The following is a 14,798-nucleotide window of genomic DNA, read 5'->3' on the forward strand; positions in this document are numbered from 1 at the left end:
AATGCGGAATTATATTCCGGCAATTGTTTTTATTTCGTCAATGATTCGAAGTGCCAAAGTATCTGCTTTTTCTTGTGAAGCCGCTTCGGTATAAATACGAATAATAGGCTCTGTATTCGATTTTCTCAAATGAACCCAATTTTCAGAAAAGTCAATTTTTACACCGTCAATAGTGGTAATATCTTCGTTTTTGTATTTCTCCGTCATGGCAACAAGAATCGCATCAACATCAATTTGTGGTGTCAATTCTATTTTGTTTTTGCTCATGTAATATTCCGGATACGAAGCACGCAAAGCAGAAACTGTCATTTTTTTGTTGGCCAAATGCGTTAAAAACAGTGCCACTCCTACCAAACTATCACGACCGTAATGCAATTCCGGATAAATGATTCCGCCGTTTCCTTCACCACCTATTACTGCATTATTCTTTTTCATTAATTCCACTACATTCACCTCACCTACTGCACTGGCTTCATAGCTTCCGTTATGAGCATTTGTCACATCACGCAACGCACGGGAAGACGACATATTCGAAACGGTGTTTCCAGGCGTTTTACTCAAAACATAATCAGCGCAAGCCACTAAAGTATATTCTTCACCAAACATTTCACCGTCTTCGCAAATGAAAGCCAAGCGATCCACATCAGGATCCACAACGATTCCTAAATCTGCTTTTTCTTTGACTACCAATTCTGAAATATCAGTCAAATGTTCTTTTAAAGGTTCTGGATTATGAGGAAAATGTCCGTTTGGTTCACAATATAATTCAACTACTTCAACACCCATTAATTCCAGTAACCTTGGGATAATAATTCCACCCGAAGAATTTACACCATCAACAACCACTTTAAATTTAGCTGCTTTTACTGCATCAACATCTACCAAAGGCAAATTTAACACTTCATCAATATGAATATCCATATAAGCATCATTAATCATAATGGCGCCTAAATCATCCACATCCGAGAAATCGAAAGCTTCTGCTTCAGCAATTTCAAGAATTTTTAGTCCTTCTTCTCCATTCAGGAATTCTCCTTTTTCGTTCAATAGTTTCAAAGCATTCCATTGTTTTGGATTGTGGGAGGCAGTAAGGATAATTCCACCTTCGGCTTTTTCTAATGGAACAGCAACTTCAACAGTTGGCGTTGTCGAAAGCCCCAAATCAATCACGTCAATTCCTAAACCAATTAAAGTATTTACCACTAAATTGTGAATCATTGGTCCCGAAATACGGGCGTCACGGCCTACAACAACAGTGATTTTTTCTTTTCCAATATATTTTTTTAACCAAGTTCCGTATGCTGAAGCAAATTTAACAGCATCAACCGGTGTAAGATTATCACCAACTTTACCTCCTATTGTCCCACGAATCCCTGATATTGATTTTATTAAAGTCATATTTCTATTTTTATGAATTTTTGGATATTAATTTTTAAATTGCTCACAAATATAATAATTGACGGTTTACAAAAGTCATTTATAATTCATAAATTAGGCGAATGAATTTCCTAGCCCACATCTATCTTTCCGGCGACAATGATTTAATCAAAATTGGCAATTTTATGGCTGATGGAATTCGTGGAAAACATTTTGAAAGTTATCCATTAGAAATTCAAAAAGGAATCATTTTACATCGTGCCATTGACACTTTTACCGATGCACATCCCATTTTTAGAAGTAGCACCAAAAAGTTACATGAAAAATACCATCATTACGCAGGTGTAATTGTTGATGTTTTTTATGATCATTTTTTGGCTAAAAACTGGCACACTTATTCTGATGAGAAATTGGAAGATTTTGTAGCGCGCTTTTATCAATCCTTACAAGACAACACTGCGATTTTATCCGAAAGAACCAAGGAAATAATGCCTTACATGATCAAATACAATTGGTTAGTGAGTTATCAAACTGTTGAAGGAATTAATCGAATTTTGACGCAAATGGATCATCGTACCAAAAACGAATCTAAAATGAGATTTGCTACTAATGAACTTTCTGAATTTTATATCGAATTTGAAAATGAGTTTACCAATTTTTTTGCAGAATTAAGAATTCACTCCAATAATAAAATAATAACGCTATGAAAAAAATACTTTTTCTACTTGCCTTTGCCGTTTTAGGTTGCAAATCGAATGAAAAAACTGTTGAACCAACTGGTTTAGTCACTTCAAAAGCTATGGTAGTTTCAGCTCGTGAAGAAGCTTCGCAAATTGGAGTTGAAATCATGAAAAAAAGCGGGAATGCTTTTGACGCGATGGTTGCCACGGAACTGGCTTTGGCAGTTTCACATCCACAGGCAGGAAATATTGGTGGTGGCGGTTTCATGGTTTTCAGAAAAGCCAATGGTGAAACGGGTGCAATAGATTACAGAGAAAAAGCACCTTTGGCGGCGTCCAAAGATATGTTTCTGGACGAAAAAGGAAATGTAATAGCGGGAAAAAGTAGAGAAACCGCTTTGGCATCCGGAATTCCGGGTACCATTGCAGGAATATTTGAAGTACACAAAAAATATGGTTCTTTACCCATAAGTGAAATTCTGAAACCTGTAATTGCCTTGGCAGAAAGAGGCGTTGTTGTGACTAAATTTCAAGCTGAAAGTTTGGCCTATTATAGGGCTTCTTTCCTAAAAAGTAATGGCCCGAATAGTTTGTTTTCCAAAGTGTATAAAGAAAATGATACTATCAAATACCCTGCTTTGGCAGCAACATTAAAAAGAATTGCCTTAAACGGTCGGGATGAATTTTACAAAGGAGAAACAGCTCAAAAATTAGTCTCTTTTCTTGCTAAAAAAGGCGGAAATGCTACACTAGAAGATTTAAACAGTTATAATGCCAAATGGAGAACTCCAATTACCTTTCAATATAAAAATTTAAAAATCACCTCGATGTCTCCTCCTAGCAGTGGAGGAATTTGTTTGAATCAAATCATGAAAATGATTGAGCCTTTCAACCTTTCACAAATGGGACACAACAGTTTAAAAACGATTCAAGTAATTACAGAAGCAGAACGAAGAGCGTATGCCGACAGGAATTATTTTTTGGGTGATCCAGATTTTGTAAAACTTCCAATGAAAGAATTGGTAGATGCGACTTATTTAGAAAAAAGAATGAGTGATTTTTCATTCGATAAAGCTTCTAAATCTTCGGATATTGCCCATGGAACAATCAAAGGATATGAAAGCAACCAAACCACGCATTACTCTATTGTTGATGCTGCTGGAAATGCTGTTTCGGCAACGACCACTTTAAATGATAATTATGGTTCTAAAATATATTGTGATGAATTAGGTTTCTTTTTGAATAATCAAATGGATGATTTCAGTGCCAAACCGGGAGTTCCTAACTTATACGGATTGACTGGAAGTGAAGCCAATAGCATCGCTCCCGGAAAAAGAATGTTAAGCTCTATGTCACCAACGATTGTAGAAAAAGAAGGAAAACTTTTCATGGTCGTGGGTACGCCAGGAGGTTCCACCATTATCACATCAGTTTTACAAACGATTTTAAATGTGTATGAATTTAGCATGAGCATGCAAGAAGCGGTAAATGCTCCTCGTTTTCACCATCAATGGTTACCGGATGAAATTACTTTTGAACCGAATTCATTCGATAAAGAATTATTAATCAATTTGAAGAAAAAAGGATACATTATCAATGAAAAAAACAAAGAAATCATTGGTGAAGTAGATGCTGTTTTGATTTTACCTAATGGAAAATTGGAAGGTGGCGCAGATAAAAGAGGTGACAACAAAGCCGTTGGTTTTTAAATTTAAACATCTGAATGAAAAAAATTATTATTCTATTGAGTGTCTTTTCTATTGGTTGCAAAACCCAAAATGTTATGGTTCAACCAACAGGACTAGTTGCTAAAGAAGCAATGGTCGTTTCGGCACGTGAAGAAGCTTCAAAAATTGGAGTTGAAATTATGAGAAAAGGAGGCAATGCTTTTGATGCTATGGTTGCAACCGAATTGGCTCTTGCAGTGGCTTACCCGTTTGCAGGAAATCTTGGCGGTGGCGGTTTTATGGTGTATCGAAAAGCAAATGGCGAAGTTGGTTCATTAGATTACCGCGAAAAAGCGCCATTAGCAGCCACTAAAGACATGTTTCTTGACGAAAAAGGAAATGTTATAAAAGGAAAGAGTACCGAATCTCCTTTGGCTATAGGAGTTCCCGGAACAATTGCCGGTGTTTTTGCAGTTCATGAAAAGTTGGGTTCATTACCGATTCAAGAAATTCTGAAACCGGTAATTGCATTAGCCGAAAGAGGTGTTATTGTTACCAAAAAACAAGAAGACCGATTAAATACGTATCGAGCCAAAATCATAAAAATAAATGGCGATAAAACGCTATTTGCAACTGCTTTTAAAGAAAATGATGTTATCAAATATCCTGCGCTGGCAGCTACATTGAAAAGGATTTCAAAAAATGGCAGAGATGAATTTTACAAAGGGAAAACGGCTGAAATATTAGTTAACTATCTTCAAGAAAAAGGAGCCATAATCACCTTGGAAGATTTGGCTAAATACGAAGCTAAATGGAGAACGCCGCTCACTTTTGATTATAAAGATTTGAAGATTATTTCCATGCCTCCTCCCAGCAGTGGCGGAATTTGTTTAGCTGAAATCTTCAAAATGATAGCGCCTTATGACTTGGCTAAAATGGGACATAATTCAACGGAAGCCATTCAAGTTATAGTGGAAGCCGAAAGAAGAGCTTACGCAGACAGAAGTTATTATCTGGGTGATCCAGATTTTGTAAAAATTCCCTTGAAAGCATTAATGGCAGATGATTATTTGAAACAAAGAATGTCGAATTTTAGTTTCGAAAAAGCTACTTTATCATCGGAAATAAAAGAAGGAAAAGTAAATTATAATGAAAGTACGGAGACTACCCATTATTCGATTGTGGATCAATTTGGTAATGCCGTTTCGTCAACCACAACATTAAACGACGGTTATGGTTCTAAATATTATTGTGATGAATTGGGCTTTTTTCTAAACAATGAAATGGATGATTTCAGTGCCAAACCAGGAGAACCAAATATGTTTGGGTTAGTTGGAAATGAAGCCAACAGTATTGCGCCACAAAAACGGATGTTGAGTTCAATGACTCCAACTATTGTAGAGAAAAACGGAAAACTATTCATGGTTGTTGGTTCTCCCGGAGGTTCTACGATAATCACATCGGTATTGCAAACGATATTAAATGTTTACGAGTATAGTTTGAGTATGCAAGAAGCAGTAAATGCACCTCGTTTTCACCACCAATGGTTACCGGATTTAATTACTTTTGAACCCAGTACATTCGATACTAAAACCTTTGAAACCTTGAAATCAAAAGGATATCTTATCAACGAAAAAACGACACCAGTAATTGGTAAAGTGGATGCGATTTTGGTTTTACCAAATAAAAAACTGGAAGGTGGTGCTGATTTTAGAGGAGACGATAAAGCCCTAGGATTTTAAATGTATTGAAAATCAAGATTTATGAACTTTATAATTGCATTAGAAAACGCTTTAAAACAAAATAAAAATCCGGAAAATGCTTTTGCGATGGCAAAATACATGAAGAATAACTTTCCCTTTTTTGGAATAAAAACAGAGGAACGAAGACGTATTTTAAAGGAAATTTGGAAAGAAAACAAACAAGAAGTTACCGAAAATGCAAGAGAGATTGCAGTTGCTTTGTACTCGAAACAAGAACGGGAATTTCAGTATTGCGCCATTGAAATTTTGATAAAAGAACTTAAAGGGAATTATAAAAAAGAGGATATTCAACTGATTGAAAAACTGATAGGTACCAATTCATGGTGGGACAGCGTGGATACGATTGCAAAATATATTTTGGGTGAATATCTATTGGAATTTCCCTTGGAAACCAAAAATATAATAGAACGATTTTCAAAGTCAGAGAACATGTGGTTGAATCGAAGTGCCATTTTATTCCAATTAAATTACAAACAAAAAACGGACACTGCTTTTTTATTTTCAGAATGCTTAAGGCAGGCTCATTCTAAGGAATTTTTTATTCAAAAAGCGATTGGCTGGGCATTACGGGAATATGCAAAAACAAATCCCGAAGCGGTGAAGAATTTTGTTCTAAATCATAATTTAAAACCATTAAGCACAAAAGAAGCATTAAAAAACATTTGTTACCCTTAAAATAGTAGTAGTTTTGCACCCTTTTAAAAAATTATAATGTTCAAAAAATATTTATCCAAATTAGAAATCATAATAGCTTTTGCGCAATCCATGTTAACGCCAAAGCAGTTTATCTTTTTATCCTCTGTTTTAGTTGGTATTTCCGCTGCCTTTGCCGTTATCGTTTTAAAAACTTTTGCACACTGGGTTTTCTCGTTTGCCACTTATGTCAGTGGAATTTTAAAATTGGGATTTGTCAATAGTATTTTGCCAATCATTGGGATTTTGCTTACCGTTTTTGTAGTAAAAAGAGTTTTAGGAGGCACCATTGAAAAAGGAACTTCTCAAATTTTGTATGCTGTTGCCAAAAAAGCGAGTATTATTCCAAAAAAACAAATGTATGCCCAAATCATAACTAGTTCCCTAACTGTTGGTTTAGGAGGTTCAGCAGGGTTAGAAAGTCCTATTGTAATTACTGGTGCCGCTTTTGGATCCAATTATGCTCAAAAATATAAATTAAGTTATAAAGACCGTACGCTCCTCATCGGCTGTGGTGTTGCTGCCGGAATTGCTGCTGCTTTTAATGCACCCATTGCCGGCGTTTTGTTTGCTATTGAAGTTTTATTGGTAGATGTAAGTATTTCAGCATTTACTCCAATTATGATTGCGGCTGCGACTGGTGCATTAGTCTCTGTTATTGCTTTAGACGAGACCATTTTATTATCTTTTAGACAACAACAAACTTTTGACTACCATAATATTCCTTTCTATATTGTTTTAGGGTTATTCACTGGATTTATTTCTGTTTATTACTCCAGAAATTTTGAAAAAGTCGAACATTTTTTCCACCGACTTAAATTTTCCCCTTATAAAAAAGCATTCTTGGGGGCCTCTGTTTTGGCAATCCTAATTTTTATTTTTCCGACGCTTTTTGGAGAAGGATATGAAAGTATTAAAACATTATCTGAGAATGATCCTGGACAATTAATGGAAAATACGCTGTTTGAAGGATTTAGAAATAACAGTTGGGCACTTTTGGCTTTTGTTGGGGTAACGATGATGGTTAAAGTTTTCGCCACAGGAATTACGCTGGGTTGTGGGGGCAATGGGGGTAACTTCGCTCCATCCCTATTTTTAGGCTCTTATGTTGGCTTTTTCTTTTCTAAATTTCTAAATCTTACCGGATTGACAAAACTGCCAATCAGTAATTTCACCATGGTGGGAATGGCCGGAATATTAAGTGGATTATTTCATGCGCCACTAACGGCAATTTTCTTAATTGCGGAAATTACTGGTGGGTATAACTTGATGATTCCTTTAATGATAGTTGCTTCTATTAGTTTTGCCATTTCGAAACGATTTGAAAAACATTCAATGGACGTGAAAAATTTAGCCAAAAAAGGACATGCTTTTACCAGCAATAAAGATACCAATGTACTCTCAACTTTAGATACTAATTCCATTATTCAAACAGATTATTTAACAGTTTCTCCTGATGAAAATCTGGAAAAATTAGTTGATTTAATTTCACATTCCAATCAAGTTATTTTTGCTGTGGTTGATAAAGAACGCAAAATGGTAGGAATAGTACATTTTAATACCATCAGAGAAATTATTTTTAACCCATATCGCGTAAAATATACCTTGATAAGAGAAGTTATGATTCCGCCTATCGAAATAATAGCACCCGAGGATAGTATGGAAACGGTAATGAATAAATTTGAAAAGGCGAAAGTTGTTTTTCTGCCCGTAATCAAAGAGGGTAAATATTATGGTTTTATTTCAAAATCTATTGCTCTTGAAGCCTATAGAGCCAAACTAAAATCAATGACGATAGAATAAACTAATATCGAAGAAGTAAAATTAGATATTTTAGAAACCACATCCAGAATAAAAAATGCTAACTTCGGTTGGCATTTTTTTATGATGTATTCTAATACAAATTTCTAAGCAATTATATCGAAAGAATAAATCAAAATGGTAACTTCGCTTTTTTGCAAAAATTATGTTAAAACAAGTCAATTATTTTATTTATTAGCTAATTATTTGCGTTTATAATTGAAGTAAAATATAAATCCATGAAAATTAAAGCAATCATCATTGATGATGATCTAAAATCCCGTGAACTGATACATACCTTTTGTAAAACTTACCTTGATGATAAAATTCAGATTTTAGATTTGTGTAATTCTGTTGATAGGGCGATTGTTTCTATCGAAAAAAATAATCCCGATTTAATTTTTTTAGATATTGATATGCCCGAAAAAAACGGTTTTGATTTGGTAAATCATTTTGAAAACATAAATTTTGAAATTGTTTTTGTTACTGGACATAACAATCATTTCACCGAATCAATAAAATATTGTGCGCTTAACTATTTAATGAAGCCAATCAATCCATTAAATCTAAAATCAATAATCGAACAATTTGATATTAAAGCGCTAGAAAAAAGATCATTAAATCGATTTGAAGTTTTAAAAAGTAATCTAAATGGTGATAAAAAATCAATTGTCTTCCCAAATAATGACGGTTTTAAAGTAGCATTAGTTTCGGACATCATTAGCTGTGAAACCGAAAACGGCAATGGAAAATGCAAAATTGAAACCACAAAAGAAACCATTGTAGTCACAAAATCCTTAAAAGAAATGTTTCAATTACTTCCTGAAACTATTTTTCTGAAAGTCAGTGGTAGTGCAATAATCAATAAAAAAATGGTGGAATTATTTAATAGTAAAGATTTTAATTTAAGAATGCACAATGGTCGTGCCATAAAAGTTTCTGAAAAATTTTACAACAAAACAGAATTAATGGATGCAATTTCGAATTAAATTTTTACTTCTCCTTTTATTTTTAAGTGCTTTTTCTTTACAGGCACAATACAAGCCTTCAAAAAATTACACCACTGCTGATGGTTTGCCTAACAACGCTGTACGTTCTTTATTTTTAGACAAAAAATCAGATTTGTGGATTGGTACTGAGAACGGAATTTCGAAATTAGAAAATGGCGCTTTTACAAATCTTATCCTTCCAAATACTATAACAAATAATAGTTGTTGGGATATTACTCAGGACAAAGATGAGAATATGTGGTTTGCCAGTTATGGTGGTGGGGTTTACAAATTTAATGGTAATAAATTCACTATTTTTAATCACAAAAACGGCTTACCAATAGATAGAACTCGAAAATTATTATCTTACAAAAATAACATTTTTGCAAGTACAGAATTGGGTATTGCCATTATCGATATTAAAACCAATAAAATAATAGTACCAAAAGGAATTTTACCTCATTTTGGTGTTTTTATAGTCAATGATTTTTTAGTATTTAATGACGAAGTTTATTTTTCAACTTCAAATGAAGGTTTATTTAAAATCATTTATACAAACAATGTACCGCTTATAAAGCAAGTTTATAAATATCAATTTGCTTATAGTTTAGGATTTTATGACAATACTATTTTTAGCGGAAACAAAGGATTTATGGATAGTTTCAAAATTCAAGATTTGATTTCAGGAAAAACAGCTTCCAAATCGTTTGGAAAATCTATAGTTTGGGATTTTGCAAAAGACAAAAACCACACGCTTTATGCAGCGGCTTGGGGCGTTTTTGATCTAAGTGGCGGACTTTATTCGATTGCCAATAATCAAATAACAAATATTTCGGAACAATACGGAATTGATTCCAAAAATTTGTTGAATGTTGTTTACAGTCCAAAAAAAGACATCCTTTATGTAGGTTCAAAAGACAAAGGAATTTACGAGATTCAATTGGACAAAACCATTGATTACAATCCATTTGAAAATAAAGCGATTGTAGATTTTGAAACTTTAGAAACTCGAAAAATCATACTTCATCAAGATGGAATTTCTTTTTTGGATACCAATAATTCCATTTCAAAAACAATTCCTTTGTCTGATTTTAAAAAGTTTGAAGTTGAATATATAAAAAATTCAAAACAAAAACTGCCTACGCACGAGGATGGATATTATGAATTAAATTATTCTATTCCATCTCCAGAAATTGAATTTTATGAAATCCTAAAACATCAAAAATCTTTTTGGATTACGAGTAATATTGGTGTTTTTGAAATGAATTTTAAAGGAAAAATCATAAATTATGTTCCCATTCACAGTTATAAAATTGGTTTTACGAATGATGATAAATTTATAGAAACCATTCCTTATGCTGGCGTTCGGGTTTATGATGATGTGTATCATTTGAAAGCCGAACACTTTTCGGAATTTGATAAAAATACGCCTTTGGATATTGTTGGAATTTTAAATACGGATAATAAAACCTATTTGATTTCGGTATTTCAAGGATTGTTTGTGCATCAAAACAAAGTATTCCAATCGCTGCGAAAGGATAACATTTGGAAAGAAAGCAAACTAAAATTCATTACCAAAAATAAAAAAAGCAACCTGATTATTGCTTCGGAATTTGGTGCTGTTACCATAATTGATGTGGCAAAGTCATTTCGAATACTCAAAACCATTCCAAAAAATCAGATTATTGGCAATACCATAACCTTTCTTGAAAGTTATAAGGATTTCATTTTTATTGGCACCGAAAAAGGCATCAACATGTACCGAAACGGAATAATTCAATTGTTTGACAAAGAACAAGGATTAAAAGATGCTGGGATTAGTAGTTCGCATATTTTTGATAATCAATTATGGATAGGTACAAAAAAAGGATTTTACACTATTGATTTAGATAAACTTACAGCAAATAAAAATACCGTTTCTAGTATCGAAATTAGAGCAATTGCCATCAATTCAATTCCTATAAATCAATCCAATTTTCGTTGGTTTTCTTATGCTTCTGACCAATTGGTTTGCGATTATCAGCACAATACTATTGCTGTAGATTTTGTGCCAAAAGGGCATTCTTTCCCTAACAAATTAAAATTCAGATACCGACTAAAAAACACGAATCGTTGGAGTCCCTATTCCGAAAAACCTTTTGTTTATTTGTCCTATTTGCTCAATGACACCTATCATTTAGAAATTGAAGTTTTAGATTTGAATGCGGGGAAAACATCCTATTTTGATATTTTAAAAATAAGTATTCAACCGCCTTTCTGGAAAACATGGTGGTTTGTGAGTATGATCTTCATTATAGGAATTACAAGTACAATCATTGCAATTTTATGGACAAAAAGGAAAGCCAAACAAAAAGCTGAAGCCGAAGCCATTACCGAAAAAATTATTGCAAAATCAAAACTTGAAGCATTATTGAGTCAGATGAATCCACATTTTACATTCAATGCCATGAATGCCATTCAAAATTTTGTCTTTAATAAAGATGCTCTTAATTCGGCTATTTATATTAGTGAATTTGCAAGTTTGATGCGACAAACATTAGACAATTCGGCTAAACAAACCATCACAATCGAAGATGAAATAGACTATTTAAAAACCTATATTTCGATAGAAAACCAACGTTTTGACAATCGCATTCAATATCAAATAAGAGTTGATGAAGCTATAGATATGACATCTATCGAAATTCCAACGATGTTATTACAACCGTTTGTAGAAAATATTTTCAAACATGCTTTTGATGATAATTTCACTAATCCTACCTTCAAAATTGAATTTATCATCCTTGATAAAAACCTTATGCAAATCCTAATTTCCGACAACGGAAAAGGCAATGCAAAAACCACCAAAACGCATATTTCTAGAGGGATTGCCATAGCCAAAGAACGCCTACAAATTATGCATCCCTCCACTTTAGACCCCATAAAAATTGATTTTTTAGAAAACGGAACTACCGTAAATTTCCGATTAATTATTTAACTCCAAAAATCAATTATAGTACAGAATACCCCTTTTGCAGGATAGAATCCCCAAATTACATTTTGGGGTTTTTTATTATTTTTTATCTTTTTAGATTTGGTTTTTTACCTATTAAAAACACACTAATACAAAAACAATATGGGCAGATTTGGAGTAACAGAAATAATAGTACTAATTATCATCGCGGGAATAATATATTTTGCTATCAAACAGAAAACAAACAATACAAATACTGGTGCTGTGAATAAACACTATTTGCAATCGCAAATTAAATCTTCTGGAACCGCTTATCTTTTATGGTTCTTCTTTGGATTTCATTATGCTTATCTTGGCAAATGGGGACTTCAACTTTTATATTGGATTACTTTCGGAGGTTTCTTTATCTGGGCAATAATAGATTTGTTTACTCTTTCAGGAAGAGTTGCTAATCATAACGCTTTAATTTTTCAGCAAATTGACGAAATAGAAAAAAGAGACAGAGATGCTGAACAAACTAGAAATTTGGCAATGATTCTTGCTGCAAAAGGAAATTAATAACTTAAACAAATTATAATTATGAGGCTATTTGACAGTTTTATTACTTTTCTAACCGAAGGTGGCAAAAAAGAAGGCTTTAGATTGTGGGAGGGCAAAAGCGGAAGTTATATAAAAAAAGGAGGAAGTGGTAGAAAAGGCAAAACAATATCATTTCTTAAAAAGAAAAAATAATTAATTATAAAACAGGTATGAAAAAAAAAATTTTGATCATTGTAGCTTTAATGTTTTCTATAATCTCTTATTCTCAAAAGAAGCCAACTAAAACTATTCAACAACAAGCGAATGAATACAAGATTTGGTTTGAAAAACTAAATGTATATCAAAAAAGAGATGCTGCGAGAAATCTTGTTCTGAAATTGAATAATATGCCCCCAGAATACAAAGGTATTTGGCTAGCAGTTTTGGCGGATAAGAAAACTGTATCAGCACCTGCAAAGGTTACTGCACCAGTTTTAAAATCTTTAGAATCACTTTCCGAAATTCAGATTGCTAACGCTTTATATGTAGAAATAGGCCTTGATGGTTATGAAGGAGCACAAAATAATATACTAAAATCTTATATGAAAAGTAGTGCTAAAGTAGTCAATATTGCAGAGATCATTTACGATAGCAACATATATTACCTAGTGGATAGATTTAATAATGTTGTTGATGATAATGATGATGATATTCTTACAGGAAATAATCGTGAGTCTTACGAAGATAATGGTAGTACAAGATCAACTGTTGCAATTAATCCTCATTATGGCGATAAGGGATCAGGCAGCAATCCTTGGATATCTAGACTTAATCAAGAAGAAGTAAATAAATTTAGAGTGAGCTCTAGAGATAAAATTCCTATAGAATTAGTAGGCTCTAATATATCCGTTATGTGTCAGAAAGCGGGAGATACTCTTGTAGAGGCATTGCAAATAGGTAATGACATGGTATCACAGTATTTTATAAAAGGGACGCATTCTTATATTATATCTGTTGATAGATCAGGTAAAGTTTCAGGTATAAAATCAAAAGATCTTATAGTCAATAATCATATATCTGATAACTATAACATATGTAGTGAAAGATTAATCGCCAAGATTGAGAATTTCAAATTCAAAGATGATCTTGATGCTCCAACATTTCGTACGTATGCAATTACTATTAATGCAACAGTTAAGAGTGTCGCTTCTAACGTTCCAAAGTTTGTTCATGACAATAACACTTATTTATCTGATTTTGATCCTAGTAGGAAATTCTATACTGATAGCATTAGGATAACATCTAGAATGAATGATGCGATGAAAGAACTTAAACAAGTAGAGTCTATAAGAGATTCTATTGGTAAGGGGCTTGTAAAAAACAGAGAGGACATTTTAGAAAAATTTAAAACTAATTTTGCCGCGCACATAGAGAAAGATAGACAAAGACTTCTTAAGGAGGAATGGGGTGGGAAACTTGACCCAAGAACTACAAGTTATGACAGTACGTTAGAAATGATTCAACGTCAAGCTCAAGTCAATACTAATGAGATTTTCAGCAATCTAGAATCATCATCCAAGCGAGATGTTATTCATGGAATGGAAAGTATTAATGAAGAATATGATCGAGTAGTTAATATCTATAACAATTTACAATCCGAATACGAATCATTGAAGTATTAAAGATAAACAGAATACTATTGGCAATAAAATGTAACCCAAACAATTTATGAAAAAAATTTTACTCCTTTTAATCTTTGGATTAAGCCTAACCACTTATTCCCAAGACATCGAAAAAATGGATAAAAAAGAATTGAGAATAGCTTTGAAAAATAGTAATACGAGTAAAGACTCTTTGATTTCCAATAACGGTGATAAAAGCAAAGAAATAGCTTTACTAAGCCAGAATCTTATTGCCTCTAAAGATTCTATAAAAGCTCAAAAGGCAAAAATCAAATCACTCCTGTCATTTAAAAAACAAAGCGATGAAAATTTATCTATATTGACTAAAAAAGTTGCCGTTTTGAAAGATTCTATTGGTAAATTAAATCTAGAAATACGAGATATTGAAAAGGACGTAAAAATCTCCGATATTAGAAGAAGATATGATAACAATGAATTATCCAGTGAAGACTATGTAGATATAATAAATTTGGACTGGGATGAAGATAAATTTTATGCTCAAAAAAGTCATAATGAAAATAAAAATTTTGTAGAATCAGATGCGAAAAAAGACATCGCTTTGTCCCGTCCTGAAATAGTGATACACAAAAAGTATCCTTATGGAAAAACAAGAAGAACCACGCTATTTAAAGCGCACCCAAAAAGACTATTCGATGTTTTTTAAATTGCAAATTG

General features: G+C 33.0%; 12 protein-coding genes. 11 read left to right on the top strand and 1 reads right to left on the bottom strand.

Translation table 11 applies throughout. The features are described from left to right. Window positions 1-9: 9 nt before the first annotated feature. On the bottom strand, window positions 10-1,398 hold the full coding sequence (glmM, locus tag ACM55K_RS13920; RefSeq protein WP_416850877.1) for a phosphoglucosamine mutase: 1,389 nt from the start codon (window positions 1,396-1,398) through the stop codon (window positions 10-12). Between the two features lie 101 nt (window positions 1,399-1,499). On the opposite strand from glmM, the gene ACM55K_RS13925 reads away from it, so the two are divergent. The 11 genes from ACM55K_RS13925 (at window position 1,500) to ACM55K_RS13975 (ending at window position 14,787) form a co-directional block, all read left to right on the top strand. Further along, the gene (locus ACM55K_RS13925) at window positions 1,500-2,084 is read left to right on the top strand and encodes an acyl carrier protein phosphodiesterase (RefSeq protein WP_416850878.1); all 585 of its coding nucleotides are present in this window, start codon (window positions 1,500-1,502) and stop codon (window positions 2,082-2,084) included. Beyond that, window positions 2,081-3,766: a gamma-glutamyltransferase gene (ggt, locus tag ACM55K_RS13930; RefSeq protein WP_416850879.1), complete on the top strand. Its 1,686-nt coding sequence runs from the start codon at window positions 2,081-2,083 to the stop codon at window positions 3,764-3,766. The genes ACM55K_RS13925 and ggt (ACM55K_RS13930) overlap by 4 nt, the downstream gene beginning before the upstream one ends. A gap of 14 nt (window positions 3,767-3,780) precedes the next feature. Continuing rightward, window positions 3,781-5,466 (top strand): gamma-glutamyltransferase, encoded by a 1,686-nt coding sequence (gene ggt, locus ACM55K_RS13935; protein WP_416850880.1) that lies wholly within the window; start codon window positions 3,781-3,783, stop codon window positions 5,464-5,466. Window positions 5,467-5,487: 21 nt separating this feature from the next. Continuing rightward, on the top strand, window positions 5,488-6,162 hold the full coding sequence (locus ACM55K_RS13940) for a DNA alkylation repair protein (RefSeq protein ID WP_416850881.1): 675 nt from the start codon (window positions 5,488-5,490) through the stop codon (window positions 6,160-6,162). A gap of 36 nt (window positions 6,163-6,198) precedes the next feature. Beyond that, the gene (locus ACM55K_RS13945; RefSeq protein ID WP_416850882.1) at window positions 6,199-7,983 is read left to right on the top strand and encodes a chloride channel protein; all 1,785 of its coding nucleotides are present in this window, start codon (window positions 6,199-6,201) and stop codon (window positions 7,981-7,983) included. 236 nt (window positions 7,984-8,219) lie between these two features. Then, complete coding sequence (locus tag ACM55K_RS13950) at window positions 8,220-8,969, top strand: LytR/AlgR family response regulator transcription factor (protein ID WP_416850883.1); 750 nt, start codon at window positions 8,220-8,222, stop codon at window positions 8,967-8,969. Beyond that, complete coding sequence (locus tag ACM55K_RS13955; protein ID WP_416850884.1) at window positions 8,953-11,946, top strand: sensor histidine kinase; 2,994 nt, start codon at window positions 8,953-8,955, stop codon at window positions 11,944-11,946. Before ACM55K_RS13950 ends, ACM55K_RS13955 begins: the two co-directional genes overlap by 17 nt. A gap of 138 nt (window positions 11,947-12,084) precedes the next feature. Next, complete coding sequence (locus tag ACM55K_RS13960) at window positions 12,085-12,480, top strand: TM2 domain-containing protein (protein WP_416850885.1); 396 nt, start codon at window positions 12,085-12,087, stop codon at window positions 12,478-12,480. A 21-nt stretch (window positions 12,481-12,501) separates the two neighbouring features. Further along, window positions 12,502-12,654 (top strand): hypothetical protein, encoded by a 153-nt coding sequence (locus ACM55K_RS13965; protein ID WP_416850886.1) that lies wholly within the window; start codon window positions 12,502-12,504, stop codon window positions 12,652-12,654. Window positions 12,655-12,671: 17 nt separating this feature from the next. Beyond that, a complete protein-coding gene (locus tag ACM55K_RS13970; protein WP_416850887.1) occupies window positions 12,672-14,123 on the top strand; it encodes a hypothetical protein in 1,452 nt (483 codons plus the stop codon). A 46-nt stretch (window positions 14,124-14,169) separates the two neighbouring features. Next, window positions 14,170-14,787 carry a hypothetical protein gene (locus tag ACM55K_RS13975; RefSeq protein WP_416850888.1) on the top strand — a complete coding sequence of 206 codons (618 nt, stop codon included), beginning with the start codon at window positions 14,170-14,172 and terminating at the stop codon, window positions 14,785-14,787. The last annotated feature ends 11 nt before the right edge of the window (window positions 14,788-14,798 follow it).

The sequence above is a fragment of the Flavobacterium arabinosi genome (assembly GCF_048158725.1).
GTDB classification, from domain to species: domain Bacteria; phylum Bacteroidota; class Bacteroidia; order Flavobacteriales; family Flavobacteriaceae; genus Flavobacterium; species Flavobacterium arabinosi.

Coding starts and splice junctions, on each gene's coding strand:
- glmM (WP_416850877.1), bottom strand. CDS start 1,398: ATGACTTTAATAAAATCAATATCAGGGATTCGTGGGACAATAGGAGGT.
- ACM55K_RS13925 (WP_416850878.1), top strand. CDS start 1,500: ATGAATTTCCTAGCCCACATCTATCTTTCCGGCGACAATGATTTAATC.
- ggt (WP_416850879.1), top strand. CDS start 2,081: ATGAAAAAAATACTTTTTCTACTTGCCTTTGCCGTTTTAGGTTGCAAA.
- ggt (WP_416850880.1), top strand. CDS start 3,781: ATGAAAAAAATTATTATTCTATTGAGTGTCTTTTCTATTGGTTGCAAA.
- ACM55K_RS13940 (WP_416850881.1), top strand. CDS start 5,488: ATGAACTTTATAATTGCATTAGAAAACGCTTTAAAACAAAATAAAAAT.
- ACM55K_RS13945 (WP_416850882.1), top strand. CDS start 6,199: ATGTTCAAAAAATATTTATCCAAATTAGAAATCATAATAGCTTTTGCG.
- ACM55K_RS13950 (WP_416850883.1), top strand. CDS start 8,220: ATGAAAATTAAAGCAATCATCATTGATGATGATCTAAAATCCCGTGAA.
- ACM55K_RS13955 (WP_416850884.1), top strand. CDS start 8,953: ATGCAATTTCGAATTAAATTTTTACTTCTCCTTTTATTTTTAAGTGCT.
- ACM55K_RS13960 (WP_416850885.1), top strand. CDS start 12,085: ATGGGCAGATTTGGAGTAACAGAAATAATAGTACTAATTATCATCGCG.
- ACM55K_RS13965 (WP_416850886.1), top strand. CDS start 12,502: ATGAGGCTATTTGACAGTTTTATTACTTTTCTAACCGAAGGTGGCAAA.
- ACM55K_RS13970 (WP_416850887.1), top strand. CDS start 12,672: ATGAAAAAAAAAATTTTGATCATTGTAGCTTTAATGTTTTCTATAATC.
- ACM55K_RS13975 (WP_416850888.1), top strand. CDS start 14,170: ATGAAAAAAATTTTACTCCTTTTAATCTTTGGATTAAGCCTAACCACT.